Source organism: Spirosoma daeguense (assembly GCF_054776875.1).
Genome location: NZ_BAAHBF010000002.1, coordinates 851,651 through 874,787 on the forward strand (window position 1 = coordinate 851,651; position 23,137 = coordinate 874,787).

Annotated in this window: 23 protein-coding genes and 1 tRNA gene; 11 read left to right on the forward strand and 13 right to left on the reverse strand. The window is 45.2% G+C overall.

The annotated features are described in order from the left end of the window. Positions 1-312 precede the first annotated feature (312 nt). The 3 genes from ACYVD4_RS08310 (at position 313) to ACYVD4_RS08320 (ending at position 2,988) form a co-directional block, all read left to right on the forward strand. The gene (locus ACYVD4_RS08310; RefSeq protein ID WP_460944331.1) at positions 313-1,071 is read left to right on the forward strand and encodes a phosphatidylinositol-specific phospholipase C/glycerophosphodiester phosphodiesterase family protein; all 759 of its coding nucleotides are present in this window, start codon (positions 313-315) and stop codon (positions 1,069-1,071) included. Between the two features lie 45 nt (positions 1,072-1,116). Beyond that, the gene (locus ACYVD4_RS08315; protein WP_460944333.1) at positions 1,117-1,794 is read left to right on the forward strand and encodes a hypothetical protein; all 678 of its coding nucleotides are present in this window, start codon (positions 1,117-1,119) and stop codon (positions 1,792-1,794) included. A gap of 273 nt (positions 1,795-2,067) precedes the next feature. Beyond that, the gene (locus ACYVD4_RS08320; RefSeq protein WP_460944335.1) at positions 2,068-2,988 is read left to right on the forward strand and encodes an EamA family transporter; all 921 of its coding nucleotides are present in this window, start codon (positions 2,068-2,070) and stop codon (positions 2,986-2,988) included. Positions 2,989-3,064: 76 nt separating this feature from the next. Here the strand turns inward: ACYVD4_RS08320 and ACYVD4_RS08325 are convergent, their stop codons facing one another. Then, on the reverse strand, positions 3,065-3,841 hold the full coding sequence (locus tag ACYVD4_RS08325; RefSeq protein WP_460944337.1) for an SDR family NAD(P)-dependent oxidoreductase: 777 nt from the start codon (positions 3,839-3,841) through the stop codon (positions 3,065-3,067). A gap of 284 nt (positions 3,842-4,125) precedes the next feature. Continuing rightward, positions 4,126-4,917, reverse strand: coding sequence for a hypothetical protein (locus ACYVD4_RS08330; RefSeq protein ID WP_460944339.1), 792 nt, complete (start codon positions 4,915-4,917; stop codon positions 4,126-4,128). 219 nt (positions 4,918-5,136) lie between these two features. Between ACYVD4_RS08330 and ACYVD4_RS08335 the strand changes: the two genes are divergently transcribed. After that, a complete protein-coding gene (locus tag ACYVD4_RS08335; protein ID WP_460944341.1) occupies positions 5,137-5,763 on the forward strand; it encodes a DNA-3-methyladenine glycosylase family protein in 627 nt (208 codons plus the stop codon). Positions 5,764-5,870: 107 nt separating this feature from the next. On the opposite strand, the gene ACYVD4_RS08340 is transcribed toward ACYVD4_RS08335, so the two are convergent. The 5 genes from ACYVD4_RS08340 to purL form a co-directional block, all read right to left on the reverse strand. Next, complete coding sequence (locus ACYVD4_RS08340; protein WP_460944343.1) at positions 5,871-7,265, reverse strand: DUF4403 family protein; 1,395 nt, start codon at positions 7,263-7,265, stop codon at positions 5,871-5,873. Between the two features lie 43 nt (positions 7,266-7,308). Then, a complete protein-coding gene (locus ACYVD4_RS08345) occupies positions 7,309-7,473 on the reverse strand; it encodes a FeoB-associated Cys-rich membrane protein (RefSeq protein ID WP_460944345.1) in 165 nt (54 codons plus the stop codon). A gap of 83 nt (positions 7,474-7,556) precedes the next feature. Next, on the reverse strand, positions 7,557-8,093 hold the full coding sequence (locus ACYVD4_RS08350) for a YfiT family bacillithiol transferase (protein WP_460944347.1): 537 nt from the start codon (positions 8,091-8,093) through the stop codon (positions 7,557-7,559). Positions 8,094-8,208: 115 nt separating this feature from the next. Then, positions 8,209-9,012, reverse strand: a complete 804-nt coding sequence (locus ACYVD4_RS08355; protein ID WP_460944349.1) for an inositol monophosphatase family protein — start codon at positions 9,010-9,012, stop codon at positions 8,209-8,211. Positions 9,013-9,102: 90 nt separating this feature from the next. Beyond that, positions 9,103-11,346: a phosphoribosylformylglycinamidine synthase subunit PurL gene (purL, locus tag ACYVD4_RS08360; protein WP_460944351.1), complete on the reverse strand. Its 2,244-nt coding sequence runs from the start codon at positions 11,344-11,346 to the stop codon at positions 9,103-9,105. 178 nt (positions 11,347-11,524) lie between these two features. On the opposite strand from purL, the gene ACYVD4_RS08365 reads away from it, so the two are divergent. Then, positions 11,525-11,609: transfer RNA gene (locus tag ACYVD4_RS08365), tRNA-Ser, on the forward strand. A 247-nt stretch (positions 11,610-11,856) separates the two neighbouring features. Next, positions 11,857-12,336, forward strand: coding sequence for a response regulator (locus ACYVD4_RS08370; protein ID WP_460944353.1), 480 nt, complete (start codon positions 11,857-11,859; stop codon positions 12,334-12,336). Between the two features lie 261 nt (positions 12,337-12,597). Here ACYVD4_RS08370 and uvsE read toward each other — a convergent pair whose 3' ends face one another. After that, on the reverse strand, positions 12,598-13,485 hold the full coding sequence (uvsE, locus tag ACYVD4_RS08375) for a UV DNA damage repair endonuclease UvsE (RefSeq protein ID WP_460944355.1): 888 nt from the start codon (positions 13,483-13,485) through the stop codon (positions 12,598-12,600). 150 nt (positions 13,486-13,635) lie between these two features. Here uvsE and ACYVD4_RS08380 point away from each other — a divergent pair, with 150 nt between their 5' ends. Beyond that, on the forward strand, positions 13,636-14,037 hold the full coding sequence (locus ACYVD4_RS08380) for a hypothetical protein (protein ID WP_460944357.1): 402 nt from the start codon (positions 13,636-13,638) through the stop codon (positions 14,035-14,037). Positions 14,038-14,126: 89 nt separating this feature from the next. Here ACYVD4_RS08380 and ACYVD4_RS08385 read toward each other — a convergent pair whose 3' ends face one another. Together ACYVD4_RS08385 and ACYVD4_RS08390 are read right to left on the reverse strand one after the other, a co-directional pair. Further along, on the reverse strand, positions 14,127-14,564 hold the full coding sequence (locus tag ACYVD4_RS08385) for an FKBP-type peptidyl-prolyl cis-trans isomerase (protein WP_460944359.1): 438 nt from the start codon (positions 14,562-14,564) through the stop codon (positions 14,127-14,129). 78 nt (positions 14,565-14,642) lie between these two features. Then, entirely contained in the window at positions 14,643-15,275 is a 633-nt protein-coding gene (locus ACYVD4_RS08390) for a thioredoxin family protein (RefSeq protein ID WP_460944361.1), read from the reverse strand. Between the two features lie 163 nt (positions 15,276-15,438). On the opposite strand from ACYVD4_RS08390, the gene ACYVD4_RS08395 reads away from it, so the two are divergent. After that, on the forward strand, positions 15,439-15,807 hold the full coding sequence (locus tag ACYVD4_RS08395; protein ID WP_460944363.1) for a PadR family transcriptional regulator: 369 nt from the start codon (positions 15,439-15,441) through the stop codon (positions 15,805-15,807). 38 nt (positions 15,808-15,845) lie between these two features. Next, positions 15,846-16,370 carry a hypothetical protein gene (locus tag ACYVD4_RS08400; RefSeq protein ID WP_460944365.1) on the forward strand — a complete coding sequence of 175 codons (525 nt, stop codon included), beginning with the start codon at positions 15,846-15,848 and terminating at the stop codon, positions 16,368-16,370. 90 nt (positions 16,371-16,460) lie between these two features. Here the strand turns inward: ACYVD4_RS08400 and proS are convergent, their stop codons facing one another. Next, positions 16,461-17,933: a proline--tRNA ligase gene (gene proS / locus ACYVD4_RS08405; protein ID WP_460944367.1), complete on the reverse strand. Its 1,473-nt coding sequence runs from the start codon at positions 17,931-17,933 to the stop codon at positions 16,461-16,463. 333 nt (positions 17,934-18,266) lie between these two features. On the opposite strand from proS, the gene ACYVD4_RS08410 reads away from it, so the two are divergent. Then, entirely contained in the window at positions 18,267-19,538 is a 1,272-nt protein-coding gene (locus ACYVD4_RS08410) for a hypothetical protein (protein WP_460944369.1), read from the forward strand. Positions 19,539-19,710: 172 nt separating this feature from the next. Further along, positions 19,711-21,285 carry a hypothetical protein gene (locus ACYVD4_RS08415; RefSeq protein WP_460944371.1) on the forward strand — a complete coding sequence of 525 codons (1,575 nt, stop codon included), beginning with the start codon at positions 19,711-19,713 and terminating at the stop codon, positions 21,283-21,285. A 74-nt stretch (positions 21,286-21,359) separates the two neighbouring features. On the opposite strand, the gene ACYVD4_RS08420 is transcribed toward ACYVD4_RS08415, so the two are convergent. Both ACYVD4_RS08420 and ACYVD4_RS08425 read right to left on the reverse strand, forming a co-directional pair. After that, positions 21,360-21,866: a shikimate kinase gene (locus ACYVD4_RS08420; RefSeq protein ID WP_460944373.1), complete on the reverse strand. Its 507-nt coding sequence runs from the start codon at positions 21,864-21,866 to the stop codon at positions 21,360-21,362. An 88-nt stretch (positions 21,867-21,954) separates the two neighbouring features. Next, positions 21,955-23,100, reverse strand: a complete 1,146-nt coding sequence (locus ACYVD4_RS08425; RefSeq protein ID WP_460944375.1) for a BT_3928 family protein — start codon at positions 23,098-23,100, stop codon at positions 21,955-21,957. Positions 23,101-23,137 lie beyond the last annotated feature (37 nt).

Consider the following 23,137-nt stretch of genomic DNA (forward strand, 5'->3'; position numbering starts at 1 on the left):
TAACAATAAAAATCCCCCACAAGTATATTTAAAATAAAAAATTGGCACATATTGAATTGATAACTTTTCAGTTAAAAATTTGTAAAATAATAATATATAATTTCTAAACAGTTGACCAGCAAGCCATTTGACATTATAAATTCTGCCGTTTAATTTACCGACTAAATTTGCGGAAACATCTAATCCGCTACAGACAACAGACCAAAAATCACCCTATTTTTGATCTTTCGTTTTTATTCTGATTTTAACGATATCAGGTTGCTTTAAAATAACTCGACAACAAGTACTTCTGATCCTAAAACCAATTCCATTATGCTACGTATTCCCTTTATTATACACTTACTATTCCTTGCTATAGTTTCCCAAAGCACTTTCGCTCAGAAAATCCATTCGCACAACGATTACGAAAAACCGCGTCCGTTTATCGATGCCTACGAGCAACGCGCCGATTTTATTGAGGCCGATGTCTGGCTTCAAAATGGTACGTTAGTTGTTTCACATGACCAGCCAAAACCCAATGCGCCAACGCTGGATTCCCTCTACCTGAAACCGATTGCGGCTCTATTTACCCAACATAAAGGCAAGCCCAGTGCCGACCGGGATTATACGTTCTCGCTGGTGGTCGATATTAAAGACAATCCAGCCGATGTGCTGCCCAAACTGGTGGAACTGCTTCAGCAAAATCTGCCTTCATTTAACCGAGCGGCCAATGCAAAAGCTGTTCAGGTAGTTATCAGTGGTAATCGGCCTAAAATTCCTGTTTTCTTCGATTACCCAATACTCCAGTTTGATGGGCGACCCAGCGAAGTCTATGACGAGGAAACGCTCCAGCATATAGCACTTATCAGCGATAATTTTCGGTTATATTCTCAGTGGAATGGCGAGGGCGAACTGTCAGATGTTGACCGCGAAAAGCTTAAGCGTGTGATTAAACGGGCACACGGCGATAAAAAACCGATACGTTTCTGGGCAATTCCCGATAATCCGAATGCCTGGAAACAACTGAAAAAAGTAGGCGTCGATGTTATTAATACAGATAAAGTAGCTGAGTGTGTGCAGGCCATGCGCTAATCAATTACTTTGTCGAGTACATCCGCAAACGTAACAATACAAGAAATGTCTGTTAAGAATTTTTATCAAACACTTTATCAACCCGATCAGCTTTTCCGGGTATCTGGCGAATCGTGGGGAGACGACGTAGCAGAAGTCGACGTTACGTCAATCGTTACGGATACTGACCTGCCTACTGCGCTAGAAACAATTGCATTGAACGTAACAGTCTCAGAAACAGAACTGATTGAACGTAAAATAGCCGTATCAATTCCGTCAATAGTTATTGCGCAAGCCAGCGTACCAGAACCATTGCCAGAGCCTGCACCTCGCCCTGTTGTTCCGTCTGTTCTACCTCCAATTCAGCCCAAACCGCGTATGCCGCAATTGAATCATAAGGTACTACTGCTGGCCGATGAAGAACTGGACCCAAGCAATCTGCTCTTTCTGGAAAAAATACTAAAAGCTGTAAACCTCAATGTTGATGGTGTAGATTTACTTAATCTACACGGTGTAAAGGACATAAATTTTGCGGAGTTGCTACGTGGCAAACACATCCATCATTTCATTACATTCGGCGTACCATTCGAACGGCTCAATCTGGATATTATGATGGATCGGTACTCGCCCGTTCGGTTCGAGGGTATTACGTTCCTGATGGCCGACTCCCTCCCCACTATCGAAGCCGATCAGAATCTCAAAAAGCGGCTCTGGGGCGCCTTACAGCGCGTTTTTTTACGATAAGAAGCTATTATTCCCCACAAAAAAATCAAAACCAGACGCACTTTAATCAACTTCTGATAGCTACTGGTACCTGTTACAGTTCGACATTTTTTTATCGGAACCAGAATACATAACTATCTACCAGCCTGACACATCTGGTTAACCAACTATTATTAGCAAATAAAATTTTGCTAATAATTTTCATAACCTATCTCATCCAGAACAAAAAAATGAGTGACAATAGGAGAAAAATACAATAATTTTGCGTTAGCAACAGCAATAGTTGTCAGTTGTATGCAAGCCGTTAGTTCTCCTCTCGTTCCAACGCCCAATCGTATCACACTTTGGGCAAATTTAGTTTCGGTCTATATCCTTTGGGGTTCCACTTACCTCTTTATTCATTTCATGACCGAGCGAATGCCGCCCTTATATATGGTTGGGGCTCGGTATATAGTGGCAGGTATCTTACTGTATAGCTATGCCCGCCTAACAGGTACGTCGCGCCCTACCTGGCAGGAGTGGCGTTCTGCGGGTACACTGGGAATTATACTGCTTACTATTTCCAATGGCTGCCTTTCGATAGGGATGCAATATGTACCCAGCGGAATGGCGGCTTTATTAGGGGGGTTATTACCTGTTTATCTGTTAACGCTCAACTGGTTCTCATTTGGCAAAAAACGCCCAAGCAATCTGGCACTGGCAGGATTGGCCGTTGGACTGATCGGTATTTTTCTGCTCGTCAAACCAGATAAATTGCAAGCTGCGGGGGGAATGGATGCAAAACTAATCGGGTCTGGCCTGATTGCTCTGGGTAATTTTGCCTGGGCTATCGGTACGTTGATGACGCCCCGACTTACGTTACCGTCAGCAACCGTTTCGAGTGGTATTCAAATGCTTGTGGGTGGATTTGCTACATTGCTGCTCAGTCTGGCGGTTGAACCCGTCACTCCTCTTAGTATATTGGATGCCCCAGCCAAAGCCATCGGCTCCATGATTTACCTCGTCATTTTTGGCAGCATCATTGGTTTTTCGTCGTATTCATGGCTTGCCCGAAACGCACCTCCTCAATTGGTTGCTACGTATGCCTTTGTCAATCCGGTTGTAGCCATGCTGCTAGGTTCCCTATTCGCTGGTGAAATCTTTTCTCAACAATCTTTTCTCGGTGCCCTAGTCTCACTCGGTGGCGTAATTCTTATTACGTTGGGGAGAAAATGATTGAATTTGTTGACTGATTGAATAAGCTTTTCGTCAATTTACATAGTCAATCACTCAACAATTCAATCAGTCAACGTTATTTCGGCGGGATACCTACACTTGTCCAACCGCCATCAACAACCAGACTTTGACCAGTAATGTGCCGAGATGCCGGGGCTATAAGAAATAATGCAGCATTGGTAATATCATCGACAGTAGCTGGGCGGCCCATAGGTGTAATGCGCGACCAGATGGGTATATACGTTGGGTCATCTAAGGTTCGCTCGGTGAGGGTTGCCCCCGGTGCGATGGAGTTGACATTGATGCCCAGTGGCGAAAAATCAATAACCAATTGTTTCGCCAGCATTTCCAATCCGGCTTTTGTCATGCTATAGACCGGCAAACCGGGGTGCGCCTGATGCCCCACCACCGACGACATAAACAGGACACTTCCCCCTCGCCCTTGCTCCCGCATCTGCTTACCGGCTATCTGAGCCAGAAAAAAACTGCCCCGCAGATTTAAATCAACAATTTTCTGGAAAGCCTCAGGGGTTGTGGTAAAAATATCGCCGAAAATGGTAATTCCGGCATTGGCAATAGCCAGATTGACCTCGCCAAATTGCTCAACAGCATAATCGACCAGTTGTTGAATAAACACTACGTCAGAAGCATCGCCGGGGAAAGCTTCACAACGCCCTGCCTGCTTAGCGGTGGTTTCCTGTTGAATGGTGCTAACTGCCTGTTTTGCTAACGTAGCATCGAAATCATTTACTACTACGTTAGCACCTTGCTCAACGAGTGCACGGGCAATTGCAAATCCTATACCCTGTCCGGCTCCGGTAATAATTGCCGTTAGTGAAGAAAAACCTGTCATGCAAAAACACTACAATACGTAGCAACTTATACGTAGCGGCAAGTTATTCAAAATATGGTTTTCCAGAACCGACGTAACAAGAAAAGCCCGGTTTTGGCCGAGCTTTTCCCAAAATACGCATTTATGAATTTGTTCTATCGTCTGGTTACGAACGTCGCAGTACGTCGCACTGGGCGAGCAATTACCGTTTCCATACCCAGCAGGCGGGCCCGCTCGCTACGGAGAACTGTTCGGATGTGTCTGGTTGTTTTCATATTCTTTGTTGTTCAGATTGTTTGTAATCGTTAAAATTTTGCGGTCAGCCCCAATTTTAGAGCCGATACACCATAGCCCACTTCGGCAAAGGCGCCAATTTTATCGCTAAACATAAACCGGGAACCCAGATGTACACCAAGATATAGACCACTATTGTAGCTACTGCCATAGGAATAATCATAACCATACGAATCGCTATAACCAGCGTAGCGGAACCCCAAGGTTGCCCCGATATACGGATCAAATTTATCGTTTTGTGTATTCAACGCTTCTCCGAGGTGATACGAAGCGCGAGCGCCAGCGTAAATGAAATTGTAATGGCTCGAATAATATCCGTAATTATACCGGAAGTAATCGAGAGAAGCGCCTACGGAGAAGTTCTTGTTACTTTTCAGACTGGCTTCATACGACAGCCCTATGGGTACTCCGCCCCCATAATACGTAGCCAGACCAATGCCTAAATTCAAGTACTTGGCACGCGCCCCAACAGACCGATTCGAAACGCTACGGGCAGGCTGTGCTGATGATTGACGGCGAACTGCTGCCTGTGAAGCTGACGTAGTCACGGGCTCCGTTTTTGTCTGACTTACAGCAGGCTGGACAGAAGCAGACTGTTCTGGAGCAGGTTTAGCCGGAGCAGTACTTACTGATTTAGCTGGAGTTAATGGGGCCTGACGTACTGAAGGCCGGGTTTGTGTAGTTTGTTTAGTCTGGCTGGATGGTGTTGTCCGACGGGCAGAAGATTGAGCTGAGACCAGTGTAGTAGTGCCTATTATCGCCATCATTACGTTGGCCAGGCAAAAAGTAGTTAATCGTGTCATTTGTTTTTGTTGTTTAGAAAAAGAGGAAGATTTAGCTCTCTGCAACTGTTTGTCTCGAAAGCCTATGCAAACTTATAGTTCGCTTTTACCTGTACCGACTCAGTATTGGTTCAATTGACACAAGTGATTGTTCAATCGGATAATTGGCCGTATGAAACGGTTGTTGGGAAAAGATGTATCTTCATAAGATAGTTCGTCAGGAACTCTCAACTGCGAAAAATGCAACTATCTGAATCCGATATTCTAACCCATTTAGCGCAAGATCCGGTCATGGCCCGCATCATTGCGGAAACAGCCGTGCCTAAAATTTTCACAAACTATGCCGACGATGTTTATCTCGCTCTACTCGAAAGCATTGTCTCACAACAGATTTCGGTGAAGGCGGCTGATGCCATTTTTGCCCGTTTCCGTGCCCTTTTCCCGGATAATTACCCCCATGCAGAAGCATTACTTCTGAAAACGACAGAAGAACTACGTAGCGCCGGTCTGTCTTCTCAGAAGATTAACTACCTGCAGAGTGTTGCTACGTTCTCTTTAGAAAACGCTATAGATCGGTTGTATCTGGACGGAATGACCGATGAAGAAATTGTCCAATATCTAACTCCGATAAAGGGCGTTGGTCGATGGACAGTTGAGATGTTATTGATGTTCGTACTTGGGCGGCCGGATGTATTTCCTATCGACGATTTAGTGATTCGTCAGCGTGTTATTCGGGCTTATGAAGACCAGACCCAAAATCTAACCGGTCGGGCACTTTATAAAGTTGTCAATCAGATTGCCGATAACTGGCGACCTTATCGAACTACGGCCTGTCAGTATCTTTGGCGTTGGAATCCAGCAACGTAGTACTTAAACGTAGTAACTTTCAGCGTGCTACGTTACTTCGCTACGTAGCACAGAAGCTATCTAGCTGAAATTGAATCAGTTGCACCCAAATAAAACGAATAGTCAATTTACAATTTCTTTACCTTCACCGCTATTTTCGACCGTACTTTAATCAGCAACTGAACACCGTCGGGACGTACTACAATACGCTGAGGTACAAGCCGAAACGTATCAATATCGAGGGCGGTCTTTTTGCCCGCTTTGGCATTCGAAAATGCCGTTTCTATTTTCTCCGGAATACTGGTAATCTGTTGACGTAGTGGCACTACCATAGCCGCCTGAATTGTATCACGCAAATTATCATGAAGCAACCAGTCGGCTGTTTGAAACAAACGTTCCTTCGTCTCTACGTCGAAATCAACATCTTTGATACGTAGCGTATTTGTCAGCGTATCGTAAGCTGGCATTCCGTGAAAATAAAGCGTACCATTTACGGCACCAGCCACGTCTGTTTTCAAAATTAATTTCTTGCCACTCCCGTAAATGGTTGCACTTTTAATTTTCAGATTTCCGCCTATTAGGTTCAATTTCTCCTTTTCCAGTGTGCGCGACAATACGTTATTCACATCGGTATACGGGATAAACGCCAGAACCTCCAGCCGTGCCGCTTTGGGCAGCGCATTACGATGCAATAATTTAGGAAGTCGCTCCAACGTATCGACTTTGGGTTCTGGGCCAATGCGCGTATCGACTCGAAACGCAATCTGAATCGGCACCGAAATTCGTTGTTTATTCCCATAAACTGGAGCGGCAGCAATACTGAATGGCTTTGGCAGCAACCAGATGTTTTCAGGTACCCGGCTGATACGTAGTGGCTTCTGCATATCGCGCCAGATTTTACCTACTTCCTTATCGAGCCGGAGCCCCTTATACACCGCCTTATCGATAGCATCCTCAATATCGGCCCGTCGTTTGTCCAGTATTTTTTCGGCAATTTTCTGAACGCTGATTTTAATACCCAATAGTTTAACCGACGGTTTTTCAATCCACTGATATTCTTCAAATTTCGATTGTGTCAATAATCGCCAATTGGGCCCTACTCCAACCGGACTAGTAAAATTTACAGCCAAAGCACATAGTGGGCGGCTTTTTCGCTTCTCGCTTTTTCGTAGACCAATTGGATTGGTGTACCAAACCTGAAGAGGAGCCGACATGAATACCCGTCGGTTTTCGTAACGAATTGTGATTGGGCCGGTACGTTCGACACGCAACCGCCACGACTCTCCTTTCTTACCTTCAAAGGTTTCTTCGGTAACCAACGTAGTGGGAAGTCCATTATTAATTTTCCGCTCCAGGTCGCGAATATTAAACGAAATATTTCCCGCCATGTACGACACGGGACTTAAAACAGGCGGCTCAAATGCTTCAGCGGCTGGCGCTTCTGGTCGCACACGTTTGCAGCCATCAAGTAAAGACGTGATGGTGAGGAGAATAAAAAAACCGATGATTCGTTGAGCATTCATTGCATCAACAAAACCATCGGCTTAACAAAATGTTACGTAACGTCTACGCAGTTATTCTTCGTTTAGTCGAACGAGACGCGTTAGCGTCTGTAGCACAACCACATCCTTTTCCACAACCCGCCTGTTTCTTCGAAAAATTCCGATAAATACGGTATCCCAGATAGGCTGAAGCAGCCGCAAAAACCAGTAAAATGATGAGTTCCTGCATGTCTTTTTACTGAATAATGGAAATTGAATAATGCACAATGGCAGACAACTTACCAGCCTCATTATTACTTATTATACATTTTTTCACCTCCAACCGTTCCGTTCGGCCAGGCGATAGGCGTGCTGGTAATGGTGTTCGCCGTGCCAGACATACAGTGCCACAACTTCACGTAGTGTAAATGAACGTTGACTGCCGGGGTGGAAATAAGTTTTTTCGAAGTCTCTCTCGCTCAACGATCTAAAGATAGCAACCCAGCGCACATGCATAGTTCGGAGAATGACCAGCGATGGAGTTATATCGAGCAGGCTATCAGCCAGTTTTGCCCATTCGCCTTCTTCGTAAGGCTTGATCGTGGGATTGTCTTCTGTAAGAGTCAACTTCGTGCGAACATAGGCATTCATATGACTATCGGCCACGTGATGTATGAGTTGACGTACTGTCCAGCCACCGGGGCGGTATGGCGTATCGAGTCGATCATCGCCCCATTCTCCAACCAATTCGGTCAGTTTAATGGGTAGCTCATCCAGAGCTGTAAAATGTTGTTGGGTATCCTCAGCGGAATAAGTTTTCCCATAAACAAAATCGCCGATGGGATAACGAAGCGATTCAAGATCCTGCATAATAAGTGGGATTATGTTTCAGATATCAATCAGGTATGCTGCAAATATTACGCTACGTCATCATCTATTCATCATCCGATTTTCGAAATCTGGCTAGTCCGGTTTAGCCAAAACGCTACGTAGGCCAGTACTCCTGAATCGCACGAATCAGCTCGGGATGGACGCCACAACTCGCCACTACGTCGCCCCGGAATAAAAACTCATTTCCACCCGTGAAATCGGTCACAGTACCACCCGCTTCCCGAACGAGTAACACACCGGCGGCCATATCCCAAGACTGTAAGTTGTATTCATAAAAAGCTTCGAACCGACCACACGCTACGTATGACAGATCGATAGCCGCAGACCCCATCCGGCGAAGTCCGTGCGTTTTTTGCATCAACGATTCCAGAATTTGCAGGTAATTCTGCATCTGATCGAATCGGTAATAAGGGAAACCTGTTGCAATCAGGCTTTCTCCCAACGTAGTAGCTGGCGATACTGAAATTTTAGAACCATTGCAATACGCTCCCCCACCCGACCAGGCCGAAAAACACTCGTTACGATTGGGATCATACACCACGCCAGCAATAGGCGTATTGCCTTCGGCCAGTCCTATACTAACCGAGAATACGGGAAGGCCATGAATAAAATTAGCCGTACCATCGAGCGGATCGATTATCCAGTTCAGCGCCTGTTGATCGGCTTCTTGCCCCGTTGTGCCTTCTTCGGTGATAAAGCCAGCTTCGGGCAATAATTTATTCAGTTGATCGACCAGCCGTTTTTCGGTCTCCTTATCCACATAAGAAACCAGATTATTCAAGCCTTTATATTCGATGGCATCGCGCTGAAATGAACTCCGTTCCTGAAGCAGAAATGCACCGGCATCGGTAGCTATCTGGCAGATTTCGCGCGTGATAGAAGCTAAATCCTGAGACATAATTCGTGATTTTCAACTACAATTGAAAACAAAAAAGACGCAGACTGTTGGCACGGCGCCATACATTCTACGTCTTTTTTTGGGTTTATATTATTTCATAATTTCGCCTAATGCATTGTCGTATAACGCTTTTGCTTCGGCATTGGAGAGAATCAAAGTATCGTCCACCTGCAGGCCGTCGGCTGTTACGTGTCCTAGCAGACGGAATGGCAAAATGGTATCGTTCAGATAACCCTGTACATGCTGTTGCTGTTCTGGTGAAATCGAAATAACAACCCGACTCTGGCTTTCGCCAAACAGAAACGAATCCGTGCGATGACGTGTGTCAATAGCAATCTGAAACCCTTTTCCACCGGCCATTGCCGACTCAGCCAACGTAACAAATAACCCACCGTCTGATACATCGTGTGCCGACTGCAACCAGCCATGACGAATCATCGTCTTGATACCTTCCTGCACATGCCATTCGGTGTCGAAATCAAACTCAGGTGCAGGCGATGCTTTGATACCCAGATACGAGTATAAGTATTCCGACGAAGCGATATCGTTGGTCGATGGGCCAACGAGGTAGATTAAATCGCCTTCATTTTTAAAATTCAGCGTTGTCTGATGCTCCGGATTTTCCATTAAACCAAGCATACCAATGGTTGGTGTCGGGAAAACCGGGCCATGATCGGAGCTTTGGTTGTAGAAACTCACATTACCGCCCGTAACTGGGGTGCTAAACCGACGGCAAGCCTCGCCCATACCCTGAACGGCTTCAACAAAATGCCAGTAAACTTCTGGTACGTAGGGATTTCCGAAATTCAGGTTATTTGTAACAGCCAACGGCTCACCACCCGTACAAACGATGTTCCGGCAGGCTTCGGCCACCGCAATCATAGCACCTTTACGAGGATCAGCATTCACGTATCGGCTGTTACAATCAACGGTAATGACGATTGATTTGTCAGTAGCTGGTATACCCGGACCTTTTACCCGAACAACCGCAGCATCCGAAGGAGCATTAGTGCTACGGTTTGCCGTTCCTACCATTGAATCATATTGTTCATACACCCATTTACGCGAACAGATATTCGGATGCGCAAGCAAGTGTTCAGCAATTTTCTTTACGTCGGAGAGTTCAATATCCTCGACGTCATCAGCATCGAATTTGGCAAATTCCTTGATATAAGCAGGCTCTGTGTACTCCCGATGATACTGTGGCGCCCCACCACCTAATACCAAATCGTATGCCGGTACGTCGGCCACAAGTTCGCCATAACGGTAAAAATGCAGTCGTTGTGTATCCGTTACTTCACCAATTTGCGCGCAATTCAAATCCCATTTATCGAAAATGGCCTGAATAACGTCCTCCTTTCCTTTCTCGATCACAACCAGCATCCGCTCCTGCGATTCCGACAACAAAATTTCGAACGGAGCCATATTTAACTGACGAGTCGGCACTTTGTCGAGGTCGATGATCATGCCATGTTCACCTTTAGCACTCATTTCAGACGTAGAGCAGATAATTCCAGCCGCGCCCATGTCCTGAATACCAATTACATGCCCCGTTGCAATGATTTCGAGTGTGGCTTCCAACAGCAGTTTTTCCATGAAAGGATCACCCACCTGCACAGCGGGTAATTTTTCGGTCGAAGCTGCCGTAATATCTTCCGAAGCAAACGTAGCGCCGTGAATACCATCTTTCCCAGTTGCCGATCCAACGATAAACACAGGGTTTCCTACTCCATAGCTGGTTGCTTTTGCTACGTTACCAACTTCGACAATACCCGCCGAAAAGGCATTGACCAATGGGTTGGTATTATAACACTCGTCAAAGTAAATCTCTCCTCCTACTGTTGGAATGCCAAATGCATTACCATAATCACCGATTCCTTTTACAACGCCACGTAGCAGACGCTTTGTTTTATTTAAACTCAGGTCGCCAAAACGTAATGAATTCAATTGCGCAATTGGACGTGCGCCCATCGTAAAAATATCCCGATTGATACCACCAACTCCCGTTGCCGCTCCCTGATACGGCTCAAGTGCCGAGGGGTGATTATGTGATTCAATCTTAAACGAACAAGCCAGTCCGTCGCCAATATCCACCAATCCAGCATTTTCCTCCCCAGCCTTAGCCAGCATCCGGTCAGAATCTCGTGGTAGCGTTTTGAGCCAGATGATTGAGTTTTTGTAGGAGCAATGTTCAGACCACATCACTGAGAAAATACTTAGCTCAGTAAAATTTGGCTGACGGCCCAGAATTTGCTGAATTTTATCAAATTCTTCGGGTAATAAGCCCAGCTTGCGGGCGGTCTCAACGGTTGGGATTGATTCAGTAGCGTCCATGTTATCTAATTGGGAATGAGCATCTGAGCAACTGAGCGTCTACTGAAATCATACAAGACTCACTCAATTGAGCGCATACTCATTCGCTCTTTGAATACGACAAAACTACAGTTTTTGGCCCAAATTGCCCTGTTGTATGTTGACAAATGTGAAAATGCTTGTATATTTGCACCCAGAAAGAGAGATGGCAGAGTGGTCGATTGCGTCGGTCTTGAAAACCGAAGACTGTAACAGGTCCGGGGGTTCGAATCCCTCTCTCTCTGCAAGAAGTAATTAAAGCACTCATAATCAACGATTTGAGTGCTTTTTTCTGTTATTGCCGATTATAGTTAGTCTTCTGGCGTTAAGCTATCTAGGGCTAAGTTAACGGCTTGCCCGGACACATTCTCAACATATTCCACAAAGTCATATACCCTTTTGTTTGAGTTGATTCCGGCTCATTATCTAACTCTAATTGAAATCTAATAAACATTTTTCCCCGTTATTAGTATTTTGAGAAAACGTGTCTAGATGTCAATTACTTCCCATCCAAGAAAAGCCAGATTCACCATCTTATTGCTAGAAGATGAATTGAACATCTTTGATGTGCTTCAACGAACCGCAACAACCAGTTTTCCAGAAGCAGAGTTTATTCCTGTAACAAGTTTTGATGATGCACAAACTTATCTGTTTAATCTGGCTGGGAATGGACCACGATTAGTTCTCGTCGATATATCGCTGGGCGGTTCACGGACGGGGCTGGATTTTCTGAAGGTTCTAAAAGAGCATCCTTTAGGAAGACTGGTTCCGGTTGTCGTCCTCTCGTCTATGACGGATAAGAAACATATAATACAAGCCTATACGCTCGGTGCTTCTTCCTACTTTGTTAAACCATTTTCGCTACAGGAATGGAAAAACCTACTAAGCAATCTTCGTCAGTACTGGTACGATACGTGTACACTCCCCCAAACTTATTTCGAGCGGCTCGAAGAAATCAAGAAAAAACCTTGACCAGTAGGCTATATAGTCCACCTAATCAAATAATTTGAACAAGCTAAAGATTTTGTCGATTACATCCCCCAGGGTAAAAAACGCATCCCAGAACCCACCTTTTTCCTCTTTCTTTTCTGGCTGTTTCTCTTCCATAATCAGTTAGTTGAATAGTAGTCATTTTTAGCGTAATTAATATTTCCCTTCTGGTTCAACAACCATTTTTTAAGGTTCCGGATTTCCGCAACACAACTTATAGTGACATTTAAAAACAGCCGATAACTAACTGTTTATCAACTCAATAACAGCTTTTTCTTTCATCTTACACTCAAAAACAATATCTACTTCTTTGTCATACGTATTAACTGGAGAGTATAGCCAATCGGCATGGGCTTCGCGACGAGCTTTAGGATCTTCGTACTGTTGCCGGGAATCGGAATAGTGAAAAACGGGTCGTACATCCCACGTATTATAAGCCGTCATAAAGGCTTCTTCTTCTGTCTGAATACCCGGATTTAACGAATGATGAAAATAATCGAATACAATAGGCGTACCGATTGATTCATAAAGCATCACCAGATCTTCTACTGTATACAAACTCATCCTATCGTCATTTTCGACCGTGAGCCGAGCCCGTAGATTTTCCGATAGAAGACCAAAATTTTGAGCAAACCGTTTCAACGTAGCAACTTTATCGCCATACGTACCACCAGCATGAATATTGATTTTGTTCCAGTGCGAAGGTTTGAGTCCCATTAAATCAAACAGCTCTGATTGATATTCAAGATCAACGATTGTGTTGTCGAGCACTTTCCCTTGCCCCGCCAGATGATTAAATGGTCCCGGATGGGTTGTGAGCCGGATTGGCCGGGTTCCAATTTCTTCAAGCGTAGCCCTAATATCAGGATAATCAGGCAAATCAGCGATCCGATATTCCGACGCCCAAGGAAACAGATCGGACGAAATCCGAAAGAGACGAAATCCATTTTCGAGATTCCAGTCTACTATTTTCAGTAAATCCTGTACATTTTTCAAAGCTAGTTCCGACGAATAAGCGATCCCTTTTTCAGTAAACGTCTTACGGATCATTCCTCGATTTGTTGTGATTTTGCTAGCCTGAAGACTGAGGTTTATACAGGCATATCCGACGCTGTGAGGTGTTAGAATCATAATCTATTTAACCAGATTTGCCAACTTGTAGTTTTCAAATTATAACCGTTCCATCAAAAGTAGATCGACTATTGCATTTTTGTGACGTAACTTAACCTCGGCAGTCAAAGGCATTTCAGGAACAGAGCGGCTCTGACTCTCAATGGATGTATGGAAGATTTTACACTTGAGCAAATCAACAGCATTAGCAACGGCTACCGAAATTTAGCTCGCGCGCTCAACGAATTTCAGGGGCAGCACTGGCTGGACTTGGCCGATGAGCAACACCTTGATTTGAACGCTTATCAGAACAGCTTGCTCAATAGGGCACATGACCTGCAAGCACGTATCGTGCGGCCTGCTTTTACAAATACATCCGACGTAGCAGAGCAAGTTCGTCGGGCCACCAATGAGGCTCGAACCAGTCTTCACTACGTTAACAATCTGCCTCTTGCCCTGAACATAGGGGCTATTATGGTTGCTCTGGCATCTTACGTAGCTCGTCCAAACATGCGGGGAGTTCAGACTGCACTGCGCGAACTTGATGAATTGCTTAAGCTGAAAGTAGAATAAAAAGGGGAGCAGTAAACCAATATCTTCATAGCGAAAATATTGGTTTACTGCTCCCCTTTTTTCGTTCCCAAAACGCTACTGCGCCTTGTTTAATTCGGCTTTACACCTACCAGTTCAATCTCAAACGTTAAATCCTGACCGGCCAACGGATGGTTCGCATCGAGCGTAACGCTGGTATCGGTCAGCTCCCTCACAATAACCGGAATTGGACGAGGATTCCCATCTTCGTGCATATTGAGCGTTGAGCCTATCTCAAGCGGAATATCTTCGGGAATATCCGAGCGATTCAACGTAAAAATCATTTCTTCATTTGCAGGACCATACGCATCTTCAACGGGTATATTTATTGTCTTTTTTTCGCCCTGATTCATACCTGCCACACCTTCATCAAATCCTTTGATGACCTGTCCGCTACCAACCGTGAACTCCAGTGGGGTACGGCCTTCTGATGAGTCAAAAATTGTTCCGTCGTTTAACGTCCCTGTATAATGAACCTGAACGGTATCGCCAGATTTTGCCTGTGTCATAATGCTTTCTGTTTTTATTAGATATGCAGCCGTAAAGGTACCGGAAGTTCTGGTACAGTTTAAGCTGTACGATAACTTTTACCAACTCTTAACAAGGGCCAAAAGTTCACGCTGAATAGACTGAGTCCGGTCGTCGTTATACCACCGTTGTGCTCGTTCTATGGCTTCCGTGAATGGAAGATTTTCCGTTTTCCACTCATTCATACGTAGTTGTAAATCGTCAGGGCGAGGGCCCCATGTACCAAGTTCACGTCTGACTGGATTATTCAGATCGGATTCACGGAAGCAAATCAACTTCGGAATCGACTTGCCCCCGTTGGTCAGATAAGCGTTCATTACGTCGGGGTTTTTATCACGTAGTAAAAACCGAATTTTCACTTTAGATGATAACCTTGCTACGTGATTTAGAACTGGCACCGACTGGGCAGCATCGCCACACCAGGATTCGGTCAGTACTACCCATATTAATGACTCAGTTAACTCATTCACAGCCTCTTTCAACTCATCGTTTATCACCGTCAATTTATCCAAACGGCTCATTCGGTGCAGATTCAAACGGGCATAGCCCACTATTTCGGGCGTATTATATGCAGGCGCATCAGACGTAGTATGTCCCTGAGCCAACAATTCTGCGGAAAGTGCTACGTACTGTTCATAGGTAAGCGCCGACTCAATCAAATCGGTTGTAATTACAGGTTGTTGAGCAATCATTACGTTATTAGAGTGTTGGTTTATTTCAGCAACAGGTCTTCCAGCGTGTTTCGTTCATAAATTTTACTACTAGGAAAATGTAAAAAACATATACTTTTCAGTATATATTAGAAAATTATATATCTTCACAGTAAACTCTTCAACAAATACGTCTTTATATAGTATGGAAACATCGGGTAGTGAATTTCTTCGGGGTACGCTAAAAACCATCGTATTGAAGCTACTGGCCGAAAAGAAGCCGCCCAATCGCGGACGGATGTATGGCTATGAAATTACGCAGGCCGTTAAAGAGCGTACAAATGGCGAAATCGTACTTACGTTCGGGGCTTTATATCCCGTTCTGCATAAACTGGAACAGGAAGGCTTATTGATTACAGAAACAGAAGAAGCTGAAGGGCGCTTACGAAAATATTACTCACTAACTCCCCAAGGAAACGTAACGGCTACACAAAAAATATCTGATTTTGAGCGTTTTATGGAGAATATGCGCTTACTAATGCAATTTCCAGTTAGTCTGACCACTGGCCATTAACTATCACTCACAGGTATCTATAAACGTCTGAAAGCGTCATGGAAAAACTCAGTCCGCAACAAGTTGCCATTCTGCACAACCACCTTATCCAGAATGGCTCAACCGATGTATTGGTCGATGAGCTCGTTGATCATCTTGCCTGTGAAGTAGAGTATTATATGTGGGTCGGTTTACCATTTGAGTCGGCCCTCAACACTGTACTTGATCAGGCTAACGTAACGGCTGTTCGACACCTGCGTGATACGTATCAGGTTGAACTTGCTATGACCCCTGAGCAACTGGGTGAAGCAAGTCTCGATGATATTGTTTTCGAGTTCCGAAATAAAGCCTACGGTGCTTATGACTTACGCCAGGCATATCGGCTGGCACTACGTAATGCGTTTATTATGGCCGTTGGGTTGTGTATGATGCTTATGGCTATGATGGATTTACTGAGCCGAAAAACCTGGTCTTATTTCAGTACGTGGGGCGCTATCTGGCTCATTGGTTTATGTGGCGTTACGTTTGCCGTTTCGAGCTGGTATATGGAACGAACACGTCAGCAGGAGTTGGCCGTGCGCTAGCTGAGAAAATAATTAGCGAGGTGTTTATTATCAGAACGTAACTATCCTGACAATAAACACCCCGCTAATTAACTTTTATAAACCTTTTCGCTAATAAGCCCGGGCAAATACTACCCTACCTTTAGAAGGATTACCCGAGAATACACAAATGCCTTCTTCTGGTTCCTGATCGAAGGGAATGCATCGAATAGTCGCTTTAGTGGCATCTTTTATTGCATCTTCTGTTTCCGACGTACCATCCCAGTGTGCCAACAGGAAACCACCTTTCTCGATTTGTTCTTTAAACTGCTCGAACGTATCGACACGGTATGTATTCTCTTGCCGAAACGCCTTTGCCTTCTCGTAAATCGTTTGCTGAATATCGTCTAGCAACGCCTGAATTCGTTCGGTAAGTCCATCGAACGGAACGGTTTCTTTGGTTTTCAAATCGCGCCGGGCAATCTCAACGGTTCCATTTTCCAGATCTCGGGCACCAATGGCTAGCCGAACCGGTACGCCACGTAACTCATATTCAGCAAACTTCCAGCCGGGCTTGTTGGCGTCTGAGTCGTCGAATTTCACCGAAATACCTACTTTTTTCAGCGATTGAACCAACGGTTTTACTTTAGCTGAAATCAGATCCAGTTGTTCTTCATTCCGATAAATCGGCACAATAACCACCTGAATTGGGGCCAGTTTTGGCGGCAAAACTAGTCCATCATCATCGGAGTGTGCCATGATAAGCGCCCCCATCAATCGGGTCGATACGCCCCACGAAGTTCCCCAAACGTAATCAAGCTGATTCTGTTTATTGAGGAACTGTACATCAAACGCTTTGGCGAAATTCTGACCGAGAAAATGCGACGTACCGGCCTGTAATGCTTTTCCATCCTGCATCATGGCTTCGATACAAAGCGTATCTTCAGCACCTGCAAATCGCTCATTTGCCGTTTTTGCGCCTTTAACAACCGGCACCGCCATCCATTCTTCGGCAAACTGTGCATACACATCAAGCATCTGCCGGGTTTCAGCAATTGCTTCTTCCGACGTAGCATGTGCGGTATGTCCTTCCTGCCAAAGGAATTCGGCGGTACGTAGGAAAATTCGCGTCCGCATTTCCCATCGTACTACGTTAGCCCATTGATTGATCAACAGTGGCAAATCGCGATACGACTGAATCCAGTTTTTATACGTGCTCCAGATTACAGTTTCGGATGTTGGCCGAACAATCAGTTCTTCCTCAAGCTTTGCCTCCGGGTCAACAATAACGCCCGAACCATCTTCAGCATTTTTGAGCCGATAATGCGTTACCACCGCACATTCTTTGGCGAACCCTTCAACGTGAGAGGCTTCTTTACTCAAATACGATTTCGGAATAAAGAGCGGGAAATAGGCGTTCGAATGTCCTGTTTCCTTAAACATATCATCCAGCGCACGCTGCATTTTTTCCCAGATCGAAAACCCATAGGGCTTAATGACCATACAACCGCGCACGGCTGAATTTTCGGCCAGATCGGCCTTCTTGATTAACTCGTTATACCACTCCGAATAATTTTCGCTGCGGGAAGGAATTGCTTTAGCCATACGAATTTTGGGTTGTATGGTTATAGGGTTGAAAAGTAGTAAGGTTGTGGAGTTATAGGTTTATAGAGTTATATAGTTTTTCAACCCTATAACCATACAACTTTATAACTCTGTAACCTTACTACTTTTCAACCCTATAACTTTTTAACCACAACAAAATTTAACTTTTTTTAAAACTCAATTAAACCTTACAGAACAAATGCGAATCTAATAGGTTGAGAACTTGCAAAGATAGGTTTTTACTCTATTTTTGTAATGAAACAAGGTAATCCTGTGTTATATAATAAATCGATACTCATTGATGAGTTTTCACTACGTTAATTCCCTTGCCAAATGAAAACGCAACCCTTATATCGCTATTTGACACTGGCTGCTCTGATTAGTATCTGGAGTTGTTCCTCCAGTCGTCAAACAGCCCAAAATACGTCAGAATCTGATGATCTGTATGGTATTGCCAATAACTCGGAGATATATGCAAGCAATCAGGATTCTTACAGTGATTCGCAACTGAGCCGCCGTCAACAACGGTACGAACGTCAGCAACAACGTTCACGCAACGACAATCCGGATTATAACGACGAACAGAACTATAGTGCAAATACCGATGAGTATTACACCGAACTGAGCGCTCGTAAACTTAATCGTGGCATTTCTCCTGATCCAGGTTGGGGCGACGACAATAGTTACAACTCGGGTTTCGTGAACGGATATAATGCCGCTACAGCATCGGCTTATAGCTGGAATCGCTGGGGCTTCAACAATACGGGCTTTTATAATGGACTGGGCCTTGGTTTAGGCATGAGTGCATTTAGCCCGGGCTTTGGTATTGGATTCGGTAGTCCATTTTATTCGCCTTACGGATACGGTAACGCTTTTGCGTACAACTCGTTCTACTCACCTTACGGATATGGCGGTTTCGGTGGCTGGGGCTATAATGATTTCTACAGCCCATTCTATTCACCTTATTCTTATTATGGATATGGTGGCTGGGGTGGCTGGGGCGGTCGTCCAGTATATGTTAACAATGTTTACGTAGCAGGTGCCGATCCTTATCGGAATCGCTCTTACGTACGTAGCAACGACCGTTCTGCAGGCCGTTATGCAAATGGCTTCGACAACTCGCCCCGTACGTATAATCCGAATGGAGGCCGTCGGAGTGCCGATTACAATGGCTCAACCAGTCCTGCCACAAGCGGCAGCGATGGTTACTACGCTCGTCCAAGTACCAGCAGCCGTGGTTCGAGCCGTGGCTCGTCGTACTATTACGACAACGGTAGTGGAGCTACCAGCAGCGGTGGCCGCGCAGGCAATGCCGTTTCGGCTCCTTCTTACAATAGCAATTCGGGCTCAGGCGACTATTACGCTCGCCCTCGCCAAAGCAGCCGGGGTAGCTTCTCTCCTTCCGAAAGCGGACGGAGCAGCATTACTCCCCAACGCTATCAGCAATCGCAGCCTAGCTTCCAGCAGCCATCACAAAGCAGCCGTAGTTTCCAGCAGCCTAGCTACAGTGCGCCAAGTCAGCCTAGCTTCAGTGCGCCCAGCAGTGGAGGTGGCGGCCGCTCCTTCGGTGGCGGAGGAGGTGGTGGCGGACGTGGTCCAAGATAAGCCATTAAATTATTAGTAAAAAATCCCCGTTAATTAGGACAATTAGCGGGGATTTTCGTTTTGTTTACATTGTGAGTCTGCTACGTATTTTTTCACCTTCATTAAACGTTTGATCGAGTAATCATTCTAAGGTGCATAAGACGTGACAACCTCCACCAATCGCTTTATAAATATGAAAAAACAGTTCTTTCTTTCGGCGGTCACCGCGTTAGCAGCACAACTGTCCTATGGTCAGGGGCCAACCGCTGATTATGCGGATGACGCCTTTCGGTTTTCTGATTTTAGTCAGAATGGTACGGCTCGATTTCGGGGCATAGGTGGCAATCATGCTGCTTTGGGGGGTGATGCCAGTAATATTTTTGGAAACCCAGCCGGGTTAGGGTTTTACAACCGTTCGGAGCTGAGTATCAGCCCAGCTTTTACGTCGTCAAACAATCAAACGACTTTTCTGGGTCAGCAGCTAAATGGTAGCAATGGCAAAGTGAGTGTGGGCGAACTGGGGCTTGTCATTGCCGGTAGCACAAACGGAAGCCGTCGTTGGAAACGTTCAGCGTTTGGCGTTACGTATTCACAGTCAACGAATTTCTACGACTACTCCGATGCTCGTGGGCAAAACAACAACGCAAACTCATCGTTGCTCCAAACGTATATTAATGGTGCTAACAGTGCCCGATACAGCGAAGCCGAGCTGAGCGATGGATTCAGACCCGGTGAACGGCAGGCTGATTTTACCGAAGCTGCAGCCTATGGCCTTTACCTCATTAACCCCACCGATTTAGGTCAAAATGGTTCAGGCCCTCCGTACACCCGTTACGATGCGAACACCCGTAAAGACCAACGAGCTACCCGTACGCAATCAGGCACACACTCACAGTGGACATTGGCCTATGCAGGTAACCTCGATAACAAATTCTACATAGGTGGTTCACTTGCTTTAACTCGTCTACGTTACGCTTATGAATCGGTATTTATAGAAACCCCGATCAATGGTGCGTATTTTAACAACTATGGTCAAACAACCCGTGTTGACGTAACCGGCAATGGCATCAATCTAACGCTGGGTATGATTTACAAACTGATGCCCGAATTGCAGGTGGGCGCAACCATCGTGTCACCAACATGGAGCAGTGCCAACGAAGTATTCGGCCGTACGTTAAATGCATCTGTTCGTACGCCCAATCCCGATGGAATTGTTTTGCAGACGAACTACGTAGACGTAGTAACGCCTTACGATAATTTTGAATATTCGCTGCAAACACCGTTACGTGCATCGGCAGGCGCTACGTTCTTTATGGGTAAATTCGGTTTTCTAACCGCCACAGCCGAATATGTGGGCTATCAAACCATGCGTGTTCGTACCTCTACGTTCTCGAATCAACAGGATAATACGGATTTCAAAAATGACGTAAAATCGATCATTCAGGATAGCTACGACAATGTTATTAATCTGCGTGGTGGTGCCGAAATTCGGGCCGGATTATTCCGCATTCGGGCGGGCGTAGGGTATCTGCCAAGTGCCTACAAACTTAATCTCGACCGGGTCGCTCGTGCAGATCGGACTAAACTGCTCTTTTCGGGTGGTATCGGAGTCCGGAACGACCGATTCTTTGCCGATCTATCAGGCACCTACCTGACCTACAAATCAGGCTTTTCGCCCTTTCAATTGCCTAGTGATGCCGATACCCCCACTGTTGCTGTCAGCAACCGAAATACCAATGTCATGCTATCTTTAGGCGTGTTTTTTTAAAAATATTAGGAGCGAGTGATAAGGAGGAAAAAATACCCTCATCACTCGCTCCTCACTCCTGATACTAGATTCACTCACAACCATTTCCCTAATTCTAGTAGAATTTCTTCTTCGTTTATCTCTCCCGAAAGGATTATGTTAGCCTGTCTATAAATTGGCAATCGGTTAACGTAGCGTTGCTCTAGTACTGCCTGTAAATTGGGATCGCTGGGATTATTAAGCGGACGATCTTCCTGAGCATGTGCCAGAATACGACGTAGTAACACGTCAATAGGAACATCTAGAAAAACGGATATACCCGTAGTATTTATATAGGTCATATTGTCGTGAAAACACGGCATCCCCCCTCCGGTCGACACAACAGTATTGCCCCCCGGCCGAATCGTACGTAGTATCCGACGTTCAGCTTCCCGAAAATAATCTTCGCCCGATTGCGCAAAAATATCGGCTATCGAACGCCCTTCATCCCGAACAATCAATTTATCGGTATCAACGAAACGGTAGTGCAGTGTGTCGGCAATACGTTTCCCCAACGTACTCTTACCCGACGAAGGCATTCCAATAAGGAAAATATTTTTCATCTATAGAAAGAGTAAAAGAGCGAAAGAGTGAAAGAGTGAAAACCATTGGGGCAATTCGCTCTTTCACTCTTTCACTCTTTTACTCATGTTACTCGTTCACAACTTTCTTTACCTGTTCCGCATCGGGCGTACTATTATAATGCCACTTACCACGTACTACGCCGTTATTAAGCAGCCATGTACCCGGATTTGACCGCATTATTGTTTTTAGAACCGTAGCGTCGGCTTTGTAATAAGGCACACTTTCCAGTTGAAACTCCTTCCGGAACGCCTTAATTTCGTCGTCGCTGGTTGAGGTAAGAATAAATGGCTTAATGTCGGAGCCTTCTAGCCCCTCAACCAAAGAACGTATCGCTGGCAGGCTCCCAGCATCGATATCGGCTGTATTCTTGATGATGATAAACAGCTTTTTACCTTCGAAAGTCTCCTGAGTGAAATCACCCGTATCGTCCCAAACCCGGTAGTCTGTGATTTTTGGCTTGGCATTCTCATTAACCAGCACCATTTCTTTAAAGGTGTATCCCGGCTCGGTAGGATATTTTTCCAGTTCAACCGTCTGGCCAGCATGTTCCATAATATACTTGTAACGTAGCGGTTCAGAAGGTTTCATCTGCGTCGGAATACTTTTCCCGACTGCATAAGGAAGCATATCGATTGGTGGTAAAAACTGAACGGCGTAAACACCCAGCCCAAGCGTCAGAATGGTTATTAAAGCCACCAGCCAGCCTGTGTTACGCGCACGTAATCGGTTTCGATGCCCAATAATAAATAGAATCAGTACGGTCAGTACTACGTCCTTTCCAAACGAAGTCCAGGGTTTTAGTTTGATTGCATCACCAAAGCAACCACAGTCTGTTACCCGGTTGAAATATGCCGAATAAAATGTTAGGAAAGTAAAGAAGATGATCAGGGAAAATAATAGCCAAACCGTAACTTTGGGTTTATAAGCCGCCAGCAACGCTACGCCCAGAATGATTTCGGCCGCACAAAACAGCACCGACATCACCAGTGTAAATGGCACCAGCCCCATAAAGAAGTCATGCAGAAAAGGTATGTCCTGCGCAAACACTTCAAAATATTCCTCAAACTTAATCTGGGTCCCAACCGGGTCATTCAGTTTAATAAAACCCGAAAAAATAAAAACGATTCCGACCAGAATTCGGGCTGTACGGGCGGCAATCAGCATCGGTGGCGTGCCGGTCTTAACTTTAGGCTGAGAAGCTGTTGGGTTCATATTTTTTTAATGAATAATAATGTAGCGAGGTAAGCAT